The organism is Pseudomonas sp. R2-60-08W (assembly GCF_003852335.1).
GTDB lineage: Bacteria > Pseudomonadota > Gammaproteobacteria > Pseudomonadales > Pseudomonadaceae > Aquipseudomonas.
This window is the reverse complement of the sequence record NZ_CP027731.1, coordinates 2,717,150-2,736,694: the sequence shown is the minus strand read 5'-3', so window position 1 is coordinate 2,736,694 and position 19,545 is coordinate 2,717,150. Positions and strand designations below refer to the sequence as shown.

Below are 19,545 nucleotides of genomic sequence, written 5' to 3'. Positions count from 1 at the left end.
TGGGAGGGGGCTTGCCCCCTCCCACAGGTTGATCAGTGTTAGCCCTGGGTCTTGTGATCCAGCGCCGCATAAAAGTTGGCGCTCTGTTGCAGGTATTTCTGGGTGTAGGCGCTGGTGCTGGATTTTTTCCCGGCGACGTCCACGCTGGCGTTGGCAGGCAAGGCCACGGTGGCGGAAACAGCGGAAGCGGCGATGACGGAGAAGAGGTTCAGATTCATGTCGGTAACCCTTGTGTGCGTTTGGTTGAGTGGCCTGGGGAGGCCTTGGAACCCAACTTACGCCCGGGGGTTGAACCTTAGAAATGCTTTGAAACAGTAGCCGTCATCAATGGAATTAATACTTAGGGTCAGGCCCCGCGTTGCGGGGCCTGTGGCTTATTGACGCACCAGGAACTTGAGGTCGCTGGGCGCATCGATCAGCAATTTCTGCACGGTTTTACCCAGCAGGCCGGTGTTGGGGTCACGTTCGACCACCACAATTTCGTTGCTCTTCTGGTTGGCGACCAGCAGGAACTTGCCGCTCGGGTCGAGGCTGAACTCGCGCGGGTGGTCGCCTTCCACGCTGCGGCGCTGCAGCTCTTTGAGGTGGGCGGTGGCTGGGTCTACGCCAAATACGATGATCTGGTTGGCGGTGCCGCGATTGCTCACATACAGGAACTTGCCGTCACTGGACGCATGCACGGCGGCGCCGGCCTTATCGGACACCGGTTGCCCGGCGGCGTAGTCAACCAACTGGGTCTGGGTGAGCTTGCCGTCGGCATAATCGAACACCGCGACCTGCGCGCTCATCTCAGTGGTCAACCAGGCGTGCTTGCCATCGGCGCTGAACAGCAGGTGACGTGGGCCGCTGCCCGGTGGCAATTGCACCGATGCCTGGTTGGCCGGGGTCAGCGGCAATTCGTGATTGGCCTTGGGGTCGTAATGGTAGGCAAATACTTTGTCCGCCCCCAGGTCCTGCACAAACACGTACTTGCCATCCGGCGAAGACACCACTGAGTGCACGTGGTTGGAGGCCTGGCGCTCGGGGTTGACGCGACTGGCCGGGTGCCCGCTCAACTGCACCGGCGCCGACAGTTTGCCGGTAGCGTCCACCGGCAGGATTGCCAGGCTGCCGCCCGGGTCTTCCACCACCGAATAATTGGCGACGAACAGGTAACGCCCATCCGCAGCGATGCTGGAATGGGTCGGCTCGTTACCCAGGCTCTGCACCTGATTGATCAGGGTGAGCTGATGACTCTTCGGGTCGATGCTGTAGCTGCTGACGCGACCGACCGGGTCTTGCTGGCCGGGACCGTTTTCATTGACCACAAACAGGTGCTTCTGGTCTTTGGAGACCGTCAGCCACGAAGGGTTGTCAGCCTTCGCTGCCAGCACCGGTTTGCCCTGGAACTGGCCAGTGCGGCTGTCGAATTGCAGGCGATAAATACCTTCGCTGGCGCCAGCGGTGTAGCTGCCCACCAACAATTCATAGGTGTCAGCCGGTGCAGCCTGCACCGACATCGCCCCCACACTGCCGGCCATCAGCAGCGGCCAGAATTTACGCATCATCATGCTCGTCTTCCTCGTCGTTATTGTTGCCGGTGAAGGCGGCCATGCACACCAGGCGGTGTTCGCCCGAATCACCGGTGAGGGTCCAGCTTTGCAAGGCGTCATCAAAGGTCGCGGCCTGTACTTGCGCGAGGCTGAACGTCCAGCGCTTCTCGGCCCGGCCGTCCATGCAGGTCATGCGCAAGCCTTGCTCGTCTGAGGTGAAATCGAAGGCATGCAGCCCATCGATTTCGAGCATGTCGCTGGTTTGAAGTTCAGTAAGCAGGCTGGCGGCAGTCATCAGGATCATTCATCAAGGGGAAAAATGTCGATGATAGACCAATCCTTTGCGCCTTTCTTCTTTCCCATCGCCATGCGGTAGCCGACTACCGCATCAGGCACGCCGTCGACATTACTTTACGAGGACCTCGCCAACCCACGTTAAGGATGACTCCCGTGCCAACCACCACGCGCGCCCCAGCTGAAAACCTTCTGAAAAAGACCGTAGAAGCACAATTTCTCACGCGTCCATCCCTGCGTTCAGTCGCTACTCAGATGCTGACCTATACCTTGAAGGAACAATTCCCATCCCTGTCCAATGCGCTCTCCGATCTTTGCCTGGCACTGCCCCGTGACGGCGGCGGCCGAGCCCTGCATCCGCTGTTGGAGGTGGCCCTCAAACATATGGCCGACGGCAGCTTCCCCGACCTCTCCGTGCGCCACAACCTCGACAGTTACCTCAGTGACGCCACGGGCACCCGCCTCACCCTGCCAGCCAATGAGCATGTCTCCTATGACCTGAACGTCGTCGAAAGCGTGATACGGGAACTGCCCTTGATTGTGTTTATCGGATTTCAAGATGCGCTGACCAAATACTGGAACCAGGACAGTGATGCCGGCGGCAGTCGTTGGCAATGGCTGGCCGGTTTGCTGCAAGGCTTGCTGAGGGCTTCGGCGATTCGCCAATCAGGGGATGATGCCCAACAACTGCAGATACTCAGCACACTGGCAAACTGCCCCAGCCGGGAGGCCAGAGCGAAGCGATCATGGCCCGACAACTCGATCCATGCCTATACCCTGGAAACGCACCTTGTACGTGCTGCCACAACCTTGACGTTGCAATCCAGCGACATCCTGGTGGTCAGCGGCGAGCGGGTGTTTTTGTGTACCGTGTCAGGCCGGATTGAGCCCTACACCAGCCTGGATGCTTTCGGGGAGGCTTGGGGTAAACATGTGGCAGAGCAATTCATCGCCGACAAAATCACTTGGCAATTGTACGAACCCGACGGCGATATTTTCGAGGTACAGGCAGCACTCGCGCTCAACCAGCACCTGGAGGACCTCGCAGCGGTCCGACTGCCTGGCGCCACCACCGTCAGCGACATGGAAACGCTGTTTGCGTCGATCACCAATCCAGCCACTTTGTTTGCGCTTTCGCCACTCACCGCCATAGAAACATTATCGCCAATCCAGGCCGCGCTCCCCAGGTGGCTGCAAGATGCCTCACCGGCCGACCGCTTTGTCTACCGCCAATGCTTACTCGAACAAGCCAGCTTCAGACGCCTGACGCAGGGTGAAGGCTACCTGGATGGGCTGGACGATATCCGCACTTATGCCACCCGTCATTTGAATCACCAACTGTGCTTGAAGAGAAACGCCGTATTGCACGCCAAGGCCGCCTGTACAGACGTTGCGCAGTCAAAATACAAAGCCGACGAACTGGAACTGAGCTTCGATGTGCCCGTCGGCACCTTGCAAAGTGGCTACATCGAGAAGGTCACGATGAGCCTGGTCGATCTGGCCTTGAAAAACCTCTCGGGAAAACCCAGAGGCCGCATGACATTGCGTCACACCGCAGGCCTGGAGATCGAAACGTGGCTGACCACGGCTTACGTGGACGAACTGATCCAACGTGTCAATGTCGGCCTGAACTACCCCGCCTATATACAGCAGCAATTGCTGAGTGATACCCCGGAGGCTGAAAAGCGCAAACGCATGTTCTGCGGGCAACGGCCCGTCGCCCTGAAAATGCAGGCGCTTGAGCACAAGATCAAAGGTGAAGCCGGGCTGACGCCAAGAGGTTTGCGTTGCGTCAGGGCAGTGGTCGGCACCCACCGTACAGAGCGTTGGGTCGACGCCGATGAAATCGTCATGCGCACCCTCGCCTTTCAACGCAAACCCGGCGCCAAGGCTGATGTGGTGCAGAACATGTTCATCATCGAGCCCCGTGACACGCAATCCGGACCGCACCTGCTTTATCGCCCGGCCTATCGTGAGTCACTGCTGGAGTTTGCCAGCCGCGCCAGTTTACTGGAGGCCATCGCACAGCCCGGGACAATCCAGGAAAGCGTACTGGCCTGGTTGGCCGATGACGCCAGGGACATCTACAGCCATGGCGGCTTTAAAGAACCGCATTACATACGTATCAGCGGAATAGGTTCAGAGTTCGACCCTTTGCCCGGCATCCCCAAGCCCGCGACGCTGGCAAGTGCGGATGCTGAAAGCAACGATCAGATCCTGCAGGCACTGAACCGCAATGAATTGATGGAGTACCTGTTTGTCTGCGAAGCATGTCAGTTGCTCGACCAGGCCGACCGTGAGTCAACCTCCAATACTGAAAGCCGATGGGCGCTGATTCTCGAAGGGGTGCAACTGGGTTTCAATACTTTATTGATGCTGGTGCGCGGACCGTTGGCGGCTGTGGGCTGGTTCCTGCAATTGGCACTGAGCCTTAATCAGGACCTGCCGGCATTGACGAGCGAAGATCCCATTGCCAGGGAACTCGCATGGGTCGACCTGTTGCTCAACATCGGCATGGTACTGATCCACCATGGATTGCCCACACAACCTTCAGGCGGGCCGTTGCTCGAGGATAATACCGCCCGACAGACCCTTGCAGGATTGCCCTTGAGGCGCCCACCCGGCCGGGCAGGCAGCGGGTTCCCGCTGATTGAACGTGGCATCGTTGGCCTCCCTTCCGAACCGCCAGGGGGCGGCAGAACCCTGCTGGACGTTGATCGCTCCCTTGCCGGCGACAGCGCAGCGGCGCGTCTGCTGGAAAAACTGCTCGAGGTCAACACGCCTTGGCCTGAGCCGGTACCGGAACCTATCGCTATTGGTGCGCTCAAGGGGTTGCTCAAGGTCGACAACCACTGGCACGCCTCAGTGGGTGGCCTGTTTTTTCGGGTCACTGTCGTTCCGGGTTTTGACGAAGTGTTCATTGTTCATCCCGACAAACCCAACCATCCCGGCATCAAACTCAGCACCGACGGGAACGGCCATTGGACCCTGGATCGTGGGCTGAAACTGACGGGCGGTGGTCCCAAGCGCGTGGCGGCCCTGCGCGAGGAAAATCGCCGCCAACTGGAACTGCTTCAGGGCCGCATGCAAGAGCTCAATGTGGAGCTCACTCATGGGATGGCCGAATTCAGAACGTGGCTGACTCGAATGAACAGCAGCCGTGATGACCTGATCAAACAAATCAGTACGTTGAAACTGGTATGGCGGCTTCTGCAAAATGCCACCGACGCTCAGAAAACAGCCCTTCAAACGCGGCACGAGCAGGAGATATCGAGCTACTCAAAGATACGCGTCAGCTATGAAGTTTCTCTGGATATCCTGGAAAAAAAGCATGCGCTTTTGCTGCCACGGCGAATTGAACTGTACAAGGTGGGCCAGGACCTCGAACGGTGCGCCGGGGCTCGTGGTCATGTCCAGGACAGGGCAATAACCCTGAAGTCGCTCTGGGATGATCAACTGCGCCTGCATCTTCATCTGCAAAAATGGGCGGACACCTTTCTATTCAGCGACCGTGGCGAGCCAATGAATAACTTGGTGCAGCGCATGCTTCCTGAGATACAGAGCGGACGTCCCTGGCACTATAACGACCACGTTACTCGATTAATTGAGCTCGCGGACGTGATCCAACGTATGGCGGTCCGCTCCCGCGAAATGGAAACCACCCTTGAATTGTTAGAGCAGGACTCAGCGGTGGGGCGTGTGATACGGGAAGAGTTGCTGGCAAAAATCAGCGTTCCTCAACATTTTTTTTCAGAAAATCTGGAAATCCACGCTCTGATCCCGCTATCGCGGGTGGTCGTAAAACTGTCAGCAGTTGAGCCCTCCCCGCTGGAGTTGCTGTATATCAAACATCTCGATGAATCGAGGCTGAGTGAAGTCTTGCTGTCGCACACCGAAGTGCGCAGCAGCACCGGTTATCCTCTCGAGGAACAGCGTCTGCTATATGACACTATCCTTGGCAAGTACCGCAGCTACGCATCCGCCATCGAAGCCCTCACGTTTGTTAATCCGCAGCGCGTGCACCTCATCGCCGAACGGCTGCTGAGCGGGCTGAGACGGGCTCGCACCCTCGCCGAAAACGAGCTGGAAGCCGTGGTGCGCAGCCAGGAGGCACTGGAAGTCGAAGCGTCGCTGGCAAAGCTGCGCAGACCAAAAGCCCGTACAAAGCGCATCTTCAAAACCCGCAATAGACACTATCTGGTCGGTGACCTCAGGCCTGCTGATGGCCAACACCCTCAAGAGCATTTCACCATCACCAACCCATTTTTCGATGAAACCGTTACTTCGTTCGAACAATTTGAGGCCGACACCTGGGTGGAAAAAACCCTGGCACCGATGGACGTGCCAGAACCTGCCCCACAGGCGCGGTCCCTGGCAGCGATAAAGAGCCAGGGCGAGAAACTGGTGCAGCAACGCACAGAGATTGAACGGGCCATAACCGCTCAGCAGCACCAATTGGAAAACCCCTTTACCCGGCAAGATGTCAATCCAGCTGACTGGGACGAGTTGCTCACCGGGCAGGCGAAAAAACTAACCGACCTGGCCGATGAAATTGCTCGGGAACACCGCAGCCAGCCCTCGGCGCAAGACTTGATCGACAACTACCGGGCACACGCCAGAGACATGCAGCGCATGGCGAAGCGTGTATGCAGCGAGGCTTACAAACGCCAGTGGCCGACGCTGCAAAGCCTTGAATACTTGTGGCGACAGAAAGAAATCGACATCAACCTGACCAGCCAGGCAGACCCGCAAAGGCCTACCCTCAGCGGTGATTTTTTCACTGAATATGCCGTGTATGACAAAGCGCAAAAGCCTCCGACCGTGTTGTGGTACGCCCACTTCCACTACGCGACAGCCGATGCGCCACCTGCCAGCTATACCAGAGCACACCTGAAGCTGGCCAGTCAGCGCAAGTACACCCAAAAGGACCTGCTCAAACAGCACGTACAAGCGCTCTTGCATAGCCAGCAGGAGCCAGGGGCCGAGCCCATTGAAAAAATCCTCTACGTGCTGATTGTGCCGCCTCAGGACCAACTCTTTTTAGCCATCGCACCTGCACCGTAAATTCAAGCCGTACCGACAGCCATCCGAACACAAACGCTCGACGGTTTAACGTCGGGCGTTTGCTTGAAGCATGCCGTGCTCGAGTCGTTGCCCTTTTAGTCCTCAGCGGTAGCCAGCTACCACCCTCATTGATTGCAGACCCGCCACTCTGGCCCCAAAACGACAGCCCTTTATCCATAGAACGGAATCTGCCATGCCGGATATTTCATCCCCACCGCGTCCCCACCGCAGCAACCTGACGGCCGACGCCGTCGCGCACCAGTTTGCCAGCCGACCGACCCTGCACGATGTAGTCGAACAAGTTCTGCACCAGTCCATCCTTGAGCATTACCCGCCCCTGCTGCTGGACCTGAGCAAGGCCAAGGTCGCCAAACCCAATCAACGAGGCGGCTGGGACCTGAAACTGCTGACAGATGTTGCACTCGACTATCTGGCCAACAGTACGCCGATGGACTTTACCGCCCATGTGGACGGGCGGCGCTGCTTCCTGACCCAGCAAGCCCCCAGGCATCTGACTTATGAAGCCAACGGCCCCAAAGAACCGGACATGCGGGTTATCGAGCAGGTCATCGTCCAATTGGCTGACGCCCTGCCCCTCCACTTTCAGGAAGCACTGGCTGCCTACTGGAACCTCAACAGCGACACCGGCGTCAGCCGCTGGCAATGGCTGGGTGACCTGCTGGCCGGCAACCTGAGCAGTGCGGCCAGCCTGTGGGGCGAAGCACGCCGTGCAGCCCAGCACGCGCTCTTTGACCTGGCCCGCTACCCCGACCGTCGTGAGCGACAGGCCATGCCGCATCCAGACGGGTTTATCCATGCTTACTGCCTCGAAACCTGCCTGATTGCCAACGGCACCACCACACGCCTGCTGACGCCCGATATTCTGGTGGTGCAGGGAGACTTGACACTATTGTGCGCGGCTTCCGGGAGCGTCGAGGCGTACCCCTCAATGGAAGCCTTCAACCAGGCGTGGGGGAAACGCCTGGAAAGCCAGGTACTGGTCGATAAGATCATCATCAAACGCTATGAACCCGACGGCAATCTCTTCGATGTCCAGGCGGCCCTGCTGCTGAATCACCAGCTGGAAAACCTCGAAGCCATCCAACTGCCGACCCATGACGGTGTGCGACCTTTGGAAAAACTGTTCGCCGATATAACCGACCCCACGCCCTTCTTCAATGAGGCGCCCGTGCCTGATCCGATAAACCAGGCGGCGATCAAGGCGGCACTGCCCCAATGGCTACAGACGGCCAACGCCGGTGACCGGTTTGCCTATCGTCAGCTGCTGGTGGAACAGGCACGCCTGCGCCGGCAAACGGCAGGCGCGTCTTTTCTCGATGGGATCGAAAACCTGCATGATTTCACCGACCGCGCACTGCGCGAGCTGATACGCCTGGATCATCCCGAGTCCAGTGTCGAACCGGGCAACCTGGAGCTGACCTTTCATGTTCCGGTCGGGGATTTGCGCGGCGGTTATCTGAGCGCTGTGACCATGAGTCTTCGGGAGCTGGCGGTCAACAATCTGGCAGCCGCTCCACACGGCGCAATGACCCTTCGTGACACCTCCGGAACACCGCTGCCGCCATGGCTGACGGCGGACTATATTCTCGGTGAAAAGGGCCTTTTCAGCAGTTCACCCGGGCTGGTCAGCCGGGTCAACATCGGCGAGCGTTATCCCCAGAAGATCCGTGAGCTGCTGCTCAGCGACAGCAGCGAATCGCGCCGTCGCGAGGCGCTGTTCGATCAGGCGTTGAGCGTACATTTGCCGCTTCAGGCGCTGGAACACAAGATGCGTGGCGAACACGGCTTCACGTTCCTGGGCTACCGCTACGTAAAGGCCTTGATGCAACGCGATGCACCCCGACGCGTTGTCGACGGGCAAGACATAGAGATCCATCCGCTGGCTTTCACCCGCACGCCTGATACCACTGCGGATATCGTCGACAACATGTTCATCATTGAGCCTCGCAACAGCGATGTCGGCCCTCATATTCTCTACCGACCGCTGTATCAGGACGCGCTGCGGGAGTTCGCAACCCGCCAGGCGCTGTTCGATGCGATTGCCCAGACCGGCGCCTTGCAAGACAGTGTACTGAGCTGGATGCCGGAGGGCGCCCGGACGATCTATAGCAATGGTGGTTTCCTCAGCCCGCATATCCTGCGCTTTGGCCAAGGAGACGACACCGTTCAATGGGCTGCGCCCCCAGCCGCCCAATTGGCCCGCCCCTCCAACGGTGACGCGGTTCACGGTTCCCTGGCGCAGTCGCTGGCCTCCGGCAATCTGAGTCAGTACCTGTATGGCAGCAACGCCAGGACGCTGGTGGACCTGGCCGACCGGGACTCGGTCTCCAATACCGAGAGCCGCTGGAAGATCCTGCTGGAAGGCGGCTGGCTGCTGTTCAACACCCTGCTCATGCCGCTGCTGCGGGGGCCGGCCATGTTGGCAGGCTGGATGCTGCAATTGGCGACCAGCCTCCAACAGGATATTGCTGCGCTGCAAAGTGATGACGCCACAGCCAGGGAACTGGCCTGGGTGGATGTGTTGCTTAACATCGGGCTGATCCTGTTGCACGCAGGTTCCGGGGAGCATCCGGTCATCAAGCCCTCACAGCGTTCAGCCGACAACGATCGCCCGTTGATCCTCGCGGCCTTGCGTCGTGCGCAGCCCGACACTTCACCGCAACCGACGGTACCTGTCGAGCAAGGTCCGATAGCACTGGCGGCCGAACCACCCGCCGGCGACAAGACGCTGGTGGACTTTATTCACTCCACCGCAAGGGATTCGTCCAGTCGACGACTGCTCAATGCCTTGCGTGAACTGAACGTCCCATGGCCGGAGCCGGCACCTTCAGCCGTCGAAATTGGACCCTACAAAGGGTTGTACCGACTCGGTCATCAGTGGCACGCGTCGGTGGCGGGCCTGCTGTTTCGCGTCAGCATCGTTCCTGGGTTCGCTGAGGTTTTTATTATTCATCCGGAAAAACCCTCCCACCCGGGGTTCAGGCTCAAGACCGACGGACATGGGCATTGGGCGTTAGATCAAGGGCTGAAGCTGCGAGGGGGCGGTCCGAAAAACCGACTTAAGGCAAAGCTGGCGGAAATTGACCAAAAGCGCACTGAGATCGGGGAAGACCTCAACCGGATAATTGATGCCGTGCGTCAAGAGACCACGCGCGTAATGCCTATCGACGACGCACTGAATGACACCAAACGGCAGTTTGAAAGAGCCCATGTTGAGCTGAAGGTTGCCTACGCCAAGTTGCGTTCATCACCTGAAGACAAGTCGCTGGTGGCTGAGCACGCAGCCCGGATGACCCAGTACTCAAGAGCACGCTTGAACTACAAGATCAGCGAAGAACAGTTTCATCAGACGACTGACGTTCTATTGCAACTGCGCCGAGACCTGATCAAGCGTTATCGGGAATTCAAGGCGGTGCAAAATCAGTTTGATGACGAATCGAAATGCATCGATCAATACCTGTCTATCCTCGCCGCCAATGAGCTGCGCATCAAACGCCTTGGCTCGTTTTACCACGCGTCTTTTTATTCTGATGAGGGGCAACCGCTGATCGAGTTGCAAAGGACGGCACACGATCCTGCGTCATCCGCCTATGTGCAGGATCTTATGGAGACCGTGTTTGCCGCGGCTGAACTGCATGCGCAGGCTATAACCGACCTTGAGAACACCCTCGAAGAAATGGTCAAGCTGCAGAAAAGCGGTGCCTCACAACGCACAAAATATCTCAATGCCGATCCGGTACGCAGATTTTACAACCGAATATATGTAGTCCTTGCGTCGCTGGATAAATTGACCGACCTGAGCATCGATCTGACGATTTCTGCTCAAACCCCACAAGAACAGTATCTCCTCAGTCTCTATGACAACTATCAGCGCGCCATGTCGTCGATAGAGGACAGTCACATAGATCTGCTCACCACCGAGGGGTTCACGTCCGGCGAGCACAAGGATGTGCTGAACAATCTGATCAAGCACTACAACAGACGCCTGCAAATCTGCCGCTCCCTGGTGGAACTTGACTCACCGCTGGTCCGCCCTCACTACATGATGCTGTTGATCGAACGCCTGGAAATCGCCAACAGCAATGCCGAGACCGAACTGGCCAACCTGTTGCGCGAGGAAGAATTCCTGCCGCCTCGGCAGGCCAGCTTGAAGCCGATAAAAACCGTGTCGCAAACCAAGCGGACCTTCAAATCACGGGACAAGGGGGCGCTGGTCGGCGATCTGCAACCGACCGAGGCCGGCACACCGTTTCCTACTATTGTCACGCGCAATCCGATCACCCAGCAAATCAGCGGCCGGTTCATGGAGCACCCCGCAGAAGGCTGGGTGGAAATCGTCGACGCCAAACCGGCAGCGCCCGCCCCCGCACCTCAGGTACGCGCCTTTGCAACGCTGCGTGGGGAAGGCAACAGGTTGATCGGTGAAGTCGGGGCCATCGAAAAGTCGATCGAATTCCAGAAACGCAAACTCAAGGACCCACTGCGCCGCGACGACCTCAACCCTCGTGACTGGAGCGATATGCTCGATTACCAGGCCAAAAGAATCGAGGCGATCGCCGATGAAATACACACCGCTCACCAGGACAAACCAGAGGTAGCGCAAACGGTGGCACGCCTGCGCGAGCAAGCCGGTGTGATCCGGCAGCAAGGCGTGCAGCACTGCATTGAAGGTTACAAGGCCCAACGCCCTCGGCAAGAAAACATCGACTACCTGCGCCGCCACGGCGCGGTGGATATCGGCCTGGTGCATGGCCCGCAACGAACAGCCGCCAAGGACTATGTCTCTGAGTTTGCCGTGCGCGAGAAAAATGCTCAGACCGTATTGTGGTATGCGCATTTTCACTACAGCAGCCCCACCAGCGCGGGTGGCGAATACACCGCCGCCCACTTGAAACGACCGGAACATCGTTTTTTGACGCTCAAGGATCTGATCGTGAAGGCAGGCGCAGACAGTAAATCCATCGTGCGCGACCTCTATAACCCCGTGACTGCCCCGCTGGATCAGCAACTCTTTTTGAGCCTATTGCCCGGATAAGCATAAGTATCGACACAACTCAGGTGAGCTCCTGTACTTGCGATGGCGAAGGGGCTCGAACCCGGACGGCCTCACAGCCGACAGGTATAGAGCGGGTGAAACGCGGGCCAAATGTGGGAGCGGGCTTGCTCGCGAATGCGCTGTGTCAGTGAATACATCCTTGACTGAACCACCGCTTTCGCGAGCAAGCCCGCTCCCACAATTAAATCGCAATAAACCCGTTAAATACGTTTCGCCTGGCAGACCGTCACGGGAGCAAGCTCCCTCGCCACAGGGTTTCGCGTCGCATCAAAAGTTGTGTAGATACCCATGCCGGACAAGGCCTCGATGGCCCTGCCATTCGTGTGCCGCCGAGTAAAACCATTCCACCTGCTACCTGTAAAAAAGGACTTTTCATGCAAATACATACCCCCCAAGAGCCCCGCCCCCTGACGGCAAAAGCTGTCAGCGCGCGATTTGCCGATCCGCCCGACCTGAATGATGTGATCAAACAGTTACTCGGCGAATCCATTACCGAAAAATACCCTTCCCTCACGATAGACCTGTCCAAGTCCTCTCTCTTCATTCCGCAAACCCACAATGAGTACAAGATTCGCCCACTGCTACAAGCAGTGCGTGAATATCTGGCCAGCGGTGCGATTCTGGACTTCAGCGACGTCGGCGATAAGTCTTACTACCTCTCAGTAGCACCGCCAAAACGTCTGAAACTGCCTGGCCTGACCCTGGAAAAGCTCGACATGAAGGTTATCGAGGCCTTGATCAAGGAGCTGCCCACTACCTTGCCCATCGCCCTGCAAAACGCGCTGCTCCAACATTGGAACAACGTCGTTCCCGATGCCTGGGGCTGGCTGAGCAATATGTTGATGGACGCCCTCAGAATCAGCGCCATCAAGCAACCCGAACTGGGTGTCTGGCAACGTGAGACCGTGGATCAACTGATCACCCGCCCGGACCGCGAACGGCGAGTTGCGCAATACGGCCAGGAAGCGGTATTCGCCTACTGTCTTGAGACCACTATCGACAGTGCCCCCCAACGCGTCACCTTGCTGGGGCCGGAGATAGTCCTGACACGCACCATCAACGGCACCGCGCCAGCATTGCTATGTAAGGCTGGGGGGCGCATCGAGGCGTTCTCGTCCATGGACGCCTTGATACAAGCCTGGGGAGAGCATCTGAGCACCCAATACGTGGCGCAGCAAATCGTGACCCGACGCTATGAACCCGAAGGCAACATCTTCGATCACCAGGCCGCGATGATTTTCAATCAGCAGCAGGAAAATCTCGGCGCATTACGCCTGCCAGTCAACCAGGGCTTCGATGCGTTGCAATCGCTCTACCACGAAATTACCGACCCCGGGCAATACCTGCTCGACGCACCGGATATCCAACCTGAGCTGCTGACCCTATTGCGTCCGCTGCTCCCGGACTGGCTGCGACAGGCCAGCGTCGACGATCAGTTTAGCTATCGTCGTTTAAGCCTGGCCCTGGCCAGTGCAAAACAGCGCGGGAACGGACGTACCTTTCTCAGCGACATCAAGGACCTCAAGACCTTTACAGTGGATGCGCTGCTGCAGGCGCTGCAACACGATGCCATACAGTTCAACACGCCGGCGCAGGTATCCGCCTTGCACCCCGACGACCTGGAACTGACGTTCGTGATTGCCGCCGGCTACCCCGGCACCGTCGGCATTATCCAACACAAGCAAATGAGTCTGACGGAGTTGGCCATCAACAACCTGGTGAGTGCGCCCAGCGGTCAATTGAGCATTGCCCATCGTCAGGGAGCGATACTGCCCTCCTGGCTGACCCCAGGCTATATCACCGGCTCCGCCGGTCTCATCGAGCGCGTGGACATCGGCACGTATTACCCCCAGATGCTCAACGAGCGTCTGCTGGAAAACATGTCCCAGGCACAAGAGCGTGAGGTGCTGTTCGCCGACCAACAGTCGGTGTATCTGCCTCTGTTGGCCCTGGAGTTGAGCCTCAAGCAGGCATTCGGTCTGACACGTGCCGGTGCGCACATGGTTGAAGCGTTGATGCACACAGACGTTGCCGACCAGCGCGGTATCGTCATTCGCCACCTGTCACTGTTGCGCGAGCCCGGCGCCCAGCCGGACATCGTGAGCAACATGTACATCATCGAAGGGCAGGACACCGCTGAGGGATCACACATCCTGTACCGTCCCTTATATTCAGACCCGCTCCAGGAGTTCACCAGCCGGGAGGCGTTGTTCCAGGCCATCGCGCAACCCGGTGCCCTGCAAACCAGCGTGCTGACATGGCTGCCCGACAGCGCCCGATCGATTTACGCCAACGGCGGTTTTCAAGAACCGCACATCGTACATTTTCATCCTGGCGATGAGTTCACCTACATCAGGCCTCCCTCACCAGCCCAACTGGCCACGGGCAGCGATCAAGATGAATTGCACCAATGCCTGGTGACAGGCCGTTTGATGCAGTACCTCTACAGCGAAAACGCCCGGGCCCTGGTGGTGCAGGCAGACAGTGATTCGGTGTCCAACAGCGAAAGCCGCTGGCAAGTATTCCTGGAGGGGGCCAGCCTGCTGTTCAGTAACCTCCTGCTGCCCTTGTTGCGCGGTCCGGCCATGGTCACGGGTTGGTTGTTCAGCCTGTATGCCAGCCTTGGCAGCGACATCAGTGCCTTAAGTGATAGCGATCCAAAATCCCATGAGCTGGCGGCTATCGATATGCTGCTCAACCTCGGCCTGTTGCTGTTGGAGGGCATACCCAGCGTGAACCGGGCGCGGCCGGTGGTAGCGACCGAATTCAAGGAGCACGCATTGGCGCCGCTACTGCCAAGACGCATAGCCGAACAGTGGCCGGTACCCAGCCCGCCGCGCATCCACCAAGCCGGCGTGTCGTTGCCTGGCGTGCTGCCGAAACCGGAAAATACCGTTCTGGATTTCAGCTTTTCCCAGACCCATGCGCTCACGGCCAGCCAACGCGTGCGCCTGACCGACTTCCGCGCCACGCCTCCGGCCACTGTGCCTGCGCCGATCTTGAACGGACCGCGCAAAGGTCTGTACCTGATCAATGACCTCTGGCACGCCCTGGTGGATTCACACTGGTTCCAGGTGACCCTGGAGCCCGACGGCGAGGTGGTGATCGTCGACTCCGCCGCACCGCAACGGCGTGGCCCGCATTTACGTACCGACACTCAGGGTGTCTGGTCCGTTGATATCCGGCTGCGTCTGCGCGGCGGCATGCCCCCCAAACGTATTGCCGCTGAACGCCAGCGGCGGGCGCAGCGGATCAGCCAATTGGAAGCCGAATACAACCAATTCATCAGTTTGCAAACAAACCGGCAAAGGGCAACCGACATTGCACAATCCGTCATGGAAAGCGCCGAGCGCGATAACCGCTTCAACGCCGCACAGCGAGCCGGCACTCGTCAGCGCTTCGACGGGGCGTTGCAACAGCAGACGACCGAGTATCGACAATTGCTGGAGAGCCTGAAGGAGCGTGATGAGCTGGGTATCCCGCTGGCAACCCGCACCGTCGTGTCCTTGATGGAAAACACCGTCAACAATGCGCGAAAACACGTCGTCATTGCCGAAAAAGATCGGTCGGCCCTTTACGATGCCAATAAGGACTTCACCGTCGCCGGTGCGCGGCTGAAACTTGCCGTCATCGGTGACCCTGTAGGTTATGAGCGGTTCATCAAGGACTCTCTGGAAATCAATGATCGTTCGATCCAATGGCTGGAATTGAGGGATCGCTATCTGGATGAACTGTTCAACCTGGGCGCCGCCGCCAGCGAGGTGCTTGCGCGGCTGACCCAGGACCGACCGAACGAAATCAGCGCTCTGGCAATCAAGGATCTGCAGATCCGCAGCCTCAAGCTGCTCGTGATCAAAGAATTTGGTCATCCGCTGTTCGACACCCTGGACAGTATTTTTACCCCCTTGCAGGAACAGGTGCGTACTCACAGTGAGCTCAACGCCCTGGAACTGACGACTGAGGATCGCGTCAAGGTCTTGGAGAGCCTGGTAGAACACTATGGCCGCAGTGTGGACGCCTTGAAGGGGATCGGCATTGTCAATGCCGACGAACTGGAAAACGAGTACTTCGCCCGACTCTCAATGCGGGTAGAAGAACTCTATCAGCAGGCCGTCCAGCAATTGGCCGGTGAAGTCAAACCGGTGGTACAGCCTCGCCGGCGCGCACCCAAGCGCAATTTGGCAACGGCAGGAAGACCGACAAAAAAGGTCATCAAGACACCGAAACGCGGCACCTTGATCGGTGAGGTGAAATCCATCGGCAGTCTGGAGACCGTGGAGGTACGCTCCGAGATCGGTGACCAACTGCTGGGCCTGTATTCGCAACGTGGCGATGAGTGGATAGCATTCACCGAGCCACTTGCTCCCAAACCACCCGCGGTGGCCCGTGGGCTGAGCGTGGTCAAGGGTGAGGCGCGTAAATTACTGGCCATGCTCGATACCCATCTACGCAGGGGAGACGACTACCGCAAGGTTTCCAGACACCCTCAAGATGTGCAGGAAGTACTGCATTTCGAGGCTGCACGCTACGACAAACTTGCCACGGAACTGGATCAGGCCATCCAGGCGCTTCCCGCAGAGGCCCGCGTGGCAACCGACCAAGCGCTCGCGGCCGAAATGCGCCAGGCCGCCGTTCGCCTGACGACCAAGGGTGATGAGTTGCGGATTCAGCTGTGCCTGGAGCTGGCGCCCACCCATGGCAATCTTGAGTACCTGATCAGCCAGAAACGCGTCGGTGTGGCACGGTACGGTGAGCGCATTCAATTGAGTGGCGAGCGTCGCGACTTTGTACAGGAATATGCCGTCACTGACCTGAAGGGCTACCCGTTGTGGTATGCGCACTTTCACTACGCCAGTGCTGACGCCCCCAAAGCCAGCTACACCGCCGCGCACCTGAAAACCAGGGAGCAACGCAAGCAAAGCTATTACTCGCTGTTGGCCAAGGCACAAAGTGCTCAGGCCGTGGTCGATGTGCACCGTGGCTTGATCGACAAGGGGCTGGCCGAGCGCTGGTTCCTGCCGTTGGCGCCGTGATACGAAGCCCTGTGAAACATCGTTCATTGTAGGAGCGAGCTTGCTCGCGAAGAACCTGAGAGCGCCGCGTTCATTCAGGATGAGCGCGTTATCGTTGACGATCTTCGCGAGCAAGAACTGGGCGTCCCCCTCGCTCCTACAGGTTGTTTGCCGTTTAGTGGGCAAACAGCGAGTTGCCTTTCTGCCCCGCCAGCTTCTCGGGCTTGATCAGGAAGCGTGCCAGTGCCGGCAGCAGCCACAGCGCACCGAACATGTTCCACAGCAGCATGAAAGTCAGCATCAGGCCCATGTCGGCCTGGAACTTGATGGCCGAGAAGATCCAGGTGCACACGCCGATGGCCAGGCACAAACCGGTAAACAGCACGGCTTTACCGGTGGACTTGAGGGTCTGGTAATAGGCTTCCTGCAACGGCAAGCCCGCACGCAGGAAGCTTTCCAGGCGGCTGTAGATGTAGATGCCGTAGTCCACGCCAATCCCCACGCCCAGCGCCACCACCGGCAAGGTCGCAACCTTGACGCCGATGCCCATGAACGCCATCAGCGCATTGCCCAGCACCGAGGTCAGCACCAGCGGCAGCACGATGCACAGGGTCGCCGCCCAGGAGCGGAAAGTGATCATGCACATGGTCGCCACGCACAGGTACACCAGGATCAGGATGGTCAGCTCCGACTCCTTGATCACCTCGTTGGTGGCCGCCTCGATCCCGGCGTTGCCGGCGGCGAGGATGAATTCCAGGCCGTCCTTATTGTTCTCCTTGGCGAAGTCCTGCACCGCATGCACGGCGCGGTCGAGGGTCTCGGCCTTGTGGTCGTTGAGGAACACCAGCACCGGCGCCAGGGAGCAATTATTGTTGTACAGGCCGTCGGCGCGGGCGATGGAGTTGTTCAGCACGTCCGGGTTGCGCGACAGGGTTTCCCATTTCAGGTTGCCCTCGTTCATGCCCTTGATCATCTGCTTGGACACAGTGACCAGCGAGATCGCCGACTGCACGCCCTCGGTGTTCTGCATTTTCCACATCAACTGGTCGATCGGCGCCATGGCTTCATAGCGCGAACAACCTTCGGCGCGGGTCTTGACCATCACCACCAGCACGTCGGAGCTGGTGGAGTAGTTGCTGATAATGAAATTGTTGTCCTTGTTGTAGCGCGAGTCGGGGCGCAGTTCCGGCGCGCCTTGGTCGAGGTCGCCGATCTTGAGGTTCTGGCTGTACCAGAGGCCGCCGCCGAAGGCGAGCACGGCCAGGGCGATGGAGATGGGGGCGATTTTCGGGTTGGCGAAGTTCGACAGCAGGCGCCAGAAAGGATGTTCGCGGTTCGCGTCCTTCTTGCTCCGGGCGATGGCCCGCGGGCTGATGCCGACATAGGAAATCGCCACCGGCAGCAGGATCAGGTTGGTGAACACGATCACCGCCACGCCGATGGACGCGCCGATCGCCAGTTCGCGGATCACGCCGATGTCGATGATCAGCAAGGTGATAAAGCCCACGGCATCGGCGAGGATCGCGATCATCCCCGGCAGGAACAGTTGCCGGAAGGTGCGCCGCGCGGCCGTCAGGGCGTTGTCTGCCTCACTCGACTGCAGGGCGATCCCGTTGATTTTCTGCACCCCGTGGGAGATGCCGATGGCGAAGATCAGGAACGGCACCAGCATCGAATACGGGTCCAGCCCGAAGCCGAAGAAGTGCATCAGGCCGAGCTGCCAGACCACCGCGACCAGCGTGGTGCTGAGCACCGCGACGGTGCTGCGCAGGCAGTTGGTAAACCACAGCAGCAGGATCAGGGTGATGACGAAGGCGATGCCGAAGAACAGCACCACCATCACCAGGCCATCGATCAGGTCACCGACTTTCTTGGCAAAGCCGACGATGTGGATCTTGACGTTGGGGTTCTGCGCTTCGAACTTGTCGCGGATCTTGTCTTCGAGTTCATGGGAGAACTTGCGGTAATCCAGGGCCAGCAACTTGCCCTGGTCCTGCGGGTCCGGGTAGGACTCCAGCAGTGGGATATCAACGATGCTCGACTTGAAGTCGTTGGCCACCAGCCGGCCGACCTGGCCGGACTTGAGCACGTTGTTGCGCAACTGGTCGAGGCTTTGCGGCGAGCCGTTGTAGCTCTGCGGGATCACTTCACCGCCGGCGAAGCCTTCTTCGGTCACTTCGGTCCAGCGCACGCTGGGGCTCCACAACGACTTGAGGCCCGAGCGGTCGACGCCGGAGATATAGAACACCTCGTCGTTGATCTGGCGCAGGGTCTCCATGTACTCCTTCGTGAAAATGTCGCCGTCTTTGGCTTCCACGGAGATGCGCACGGTGTTGCCCAGGTTCGCCAGGTCGTTGCGGTGCTCCATCATCTTCTCGATGAAGGGGTGCTTGAGGGGAATCATCTTTTCAAAGCTGGTAGACGGGCGAATCAAGGTCGCCTGCCAGAACAGGAAGATACTCACCAGCAGGCAGATGACGATCACTGCCGGGCGGTTATTGAAAATCAGGCGCTCAAGAAAGGTCGCTTTATCGTTGTGATGACTGCTCATATTTCCCGCCTTCTT

Annotated in this window: 7 protein-coding genes; 3 read left to right on the top strand and 4 right to left on the bottom strand. The window is 58.6% G+C overall.

Annotated elements, in window-relative coordinates:
- Positions 1–38: 38 nt before the first annotated feature.
- The 3 genes from C4J90_RS12380 to C4J90_RS12370 form a co-directional block, all read right to left on the bottom strand.
- Positions 39–218 (bottom strand): hypothetical protein, encoded by a 180-nt coding sequence (locus C4J90_RS12380; RefSeq protein ID WP_124362669.1) that lies wholly within the window; start codon positions 216–218, stop codon positions 39–41.
- 156 nt (positions 219–374) lie between these two features.
- Positions 375–1,550: a lactonase family protein gene (locus C4J90_RS12375; RefSeq protein ID WP_124419913.1), complete on the bottom strand. Its 1,176-nt coding sequence runs from the start codon at positions 1,548–1,550 to the stop codon at positions 375–377.
- Positions 1,537–1,827, bottom strand: a complete 291-nt coding sequence (locus C4J90_RS12370) for a DUF5629 family protein (protein ID WP_124362667.1) — start codon at positions 1,825–1,827, stop codon at positions 1,537–1,539. The genes C4J90_RS12375 and C4J90_RS12370 overlap by 14 nt, the downstream gene beginning before the upstream one ends.
- A 146-nt stretch (positions 1,828–1,973) precedes the next feature.
- Here C4J90_RS12370 and C4J90_RS12365 point away from each other — a divergent pair, with 146 nt between their 5' ends.
- The 3 genes from C4J90_RS12365 to C4J90_RS12350 all read left to right on the top strand — a co-directional run bounded on the left by C4J90_RS12365 (position 1,974) and on the right by C4J90_RS12350 (position 17,000).
- A complete protein-coding gene (locus tag C4J90_RS12365; protein ID WP_124419912.1) occupies positions 1,974–6,890 on the top strand; it encodes a dermonecrotic toxin domain-containing protein in 4,917 nt (1,638 codons plus the stop codon).
- A 193-nt stretch (positions 6,891–7,083) separates the two neighbouring features.
- Positions 7,084–11,946: a dermonecrotic toxin domain-containing protein gene (locus C4J90_RS12360; RefSeq protein ID WP_164488015.1), complete on the top strand. Its 4,863-nt coding sequence runs from the start codon at positions 7,084–7,086 to the stop codon at positions 11,944–11,946.
- A gap of 395 nt (positions 11,947–12,341) precedes the next feature.
- A complete protein-coding gene (locus tag C4J90_RS12350) occupies positions 12,342–17,000 on the top strand; it encodes a dermonecrotic toxin domain-containing protein (RefSeq protein ID WP_124419910.1) in 4,659 nt (1,552 codons plus the stop codon).
- Between the two features lie 154 nt (positions 17,001–17,154).
- On the opposite strand, the gene C4J90_RS12345 is transcribed toward C4J90_RS12350, so the two are convergent.
- A complete protein-coding gene (locus C4J90_RS12345) occupies positions 17,155–19,530 on the bottom strand; it encodes an RND family transporter (RefSeq protein WP_124362662.1) in 2,376 nt (791 codons plus the stop codon).
- Between the last annotated feature and the right edge of the window lie 15 nt (positions 19,531–19,545).

Excerpts from the sequence above, each read along its gene's own strand:
- C4J90_RS12380 (WP_124362669.1), bottom strand. The coding sequence starts at position 218 with ATGAATCTGAACCTCTTCTCCGTCATCGCCGCTTCCGCTGTTTCCGCC.
- C4J90_RS12375 (WP_124419913.1), bottom strand. The coding sequence starts at position 1,550 with ATGATGATGCGTAAATTCTGGCCGCTGCTGATGGCCGGCAGTGTGGGG.
- C4J90_RS12370 (WP_124362667.1), bottom strand. The coding sequence starts at position 1,827 with ATGACTGCCGCCAGCCTGCTTACTGAACTTCAAACCAGCGACATGCTC.
- C4J90_RS12365 (WP_124419912.1), top strand. The coding sequence starts at position 1,974 with ATGACTCCCGTGCCAACCACCACGCGCGCCCCAGCTGAAAACCTTCTG.
- C4J90_RS12360 (WP_164488015.1), top strand. The coding sequence starts at position 7,084 with ATGCCGGATATTTCATCCCCACCGCGTCCCCACCGCAGCAACCTGACG.
- C4J90_RS12350 (WP_124419910.1), top strand. The coding sequence starts at position 12,342 with ATGCAAATACATACCCCCCAAGAGCCCCGCCCCCTGACGGCAAAAGCT.
- C4J90_RS12345 (WP_124362662.1), bottom strand. The coding sequence starts at position 19,530 with ATGAGCAGTCATCACAACGATAAAGCGACCTTTCTTGAGCGCCTGATT.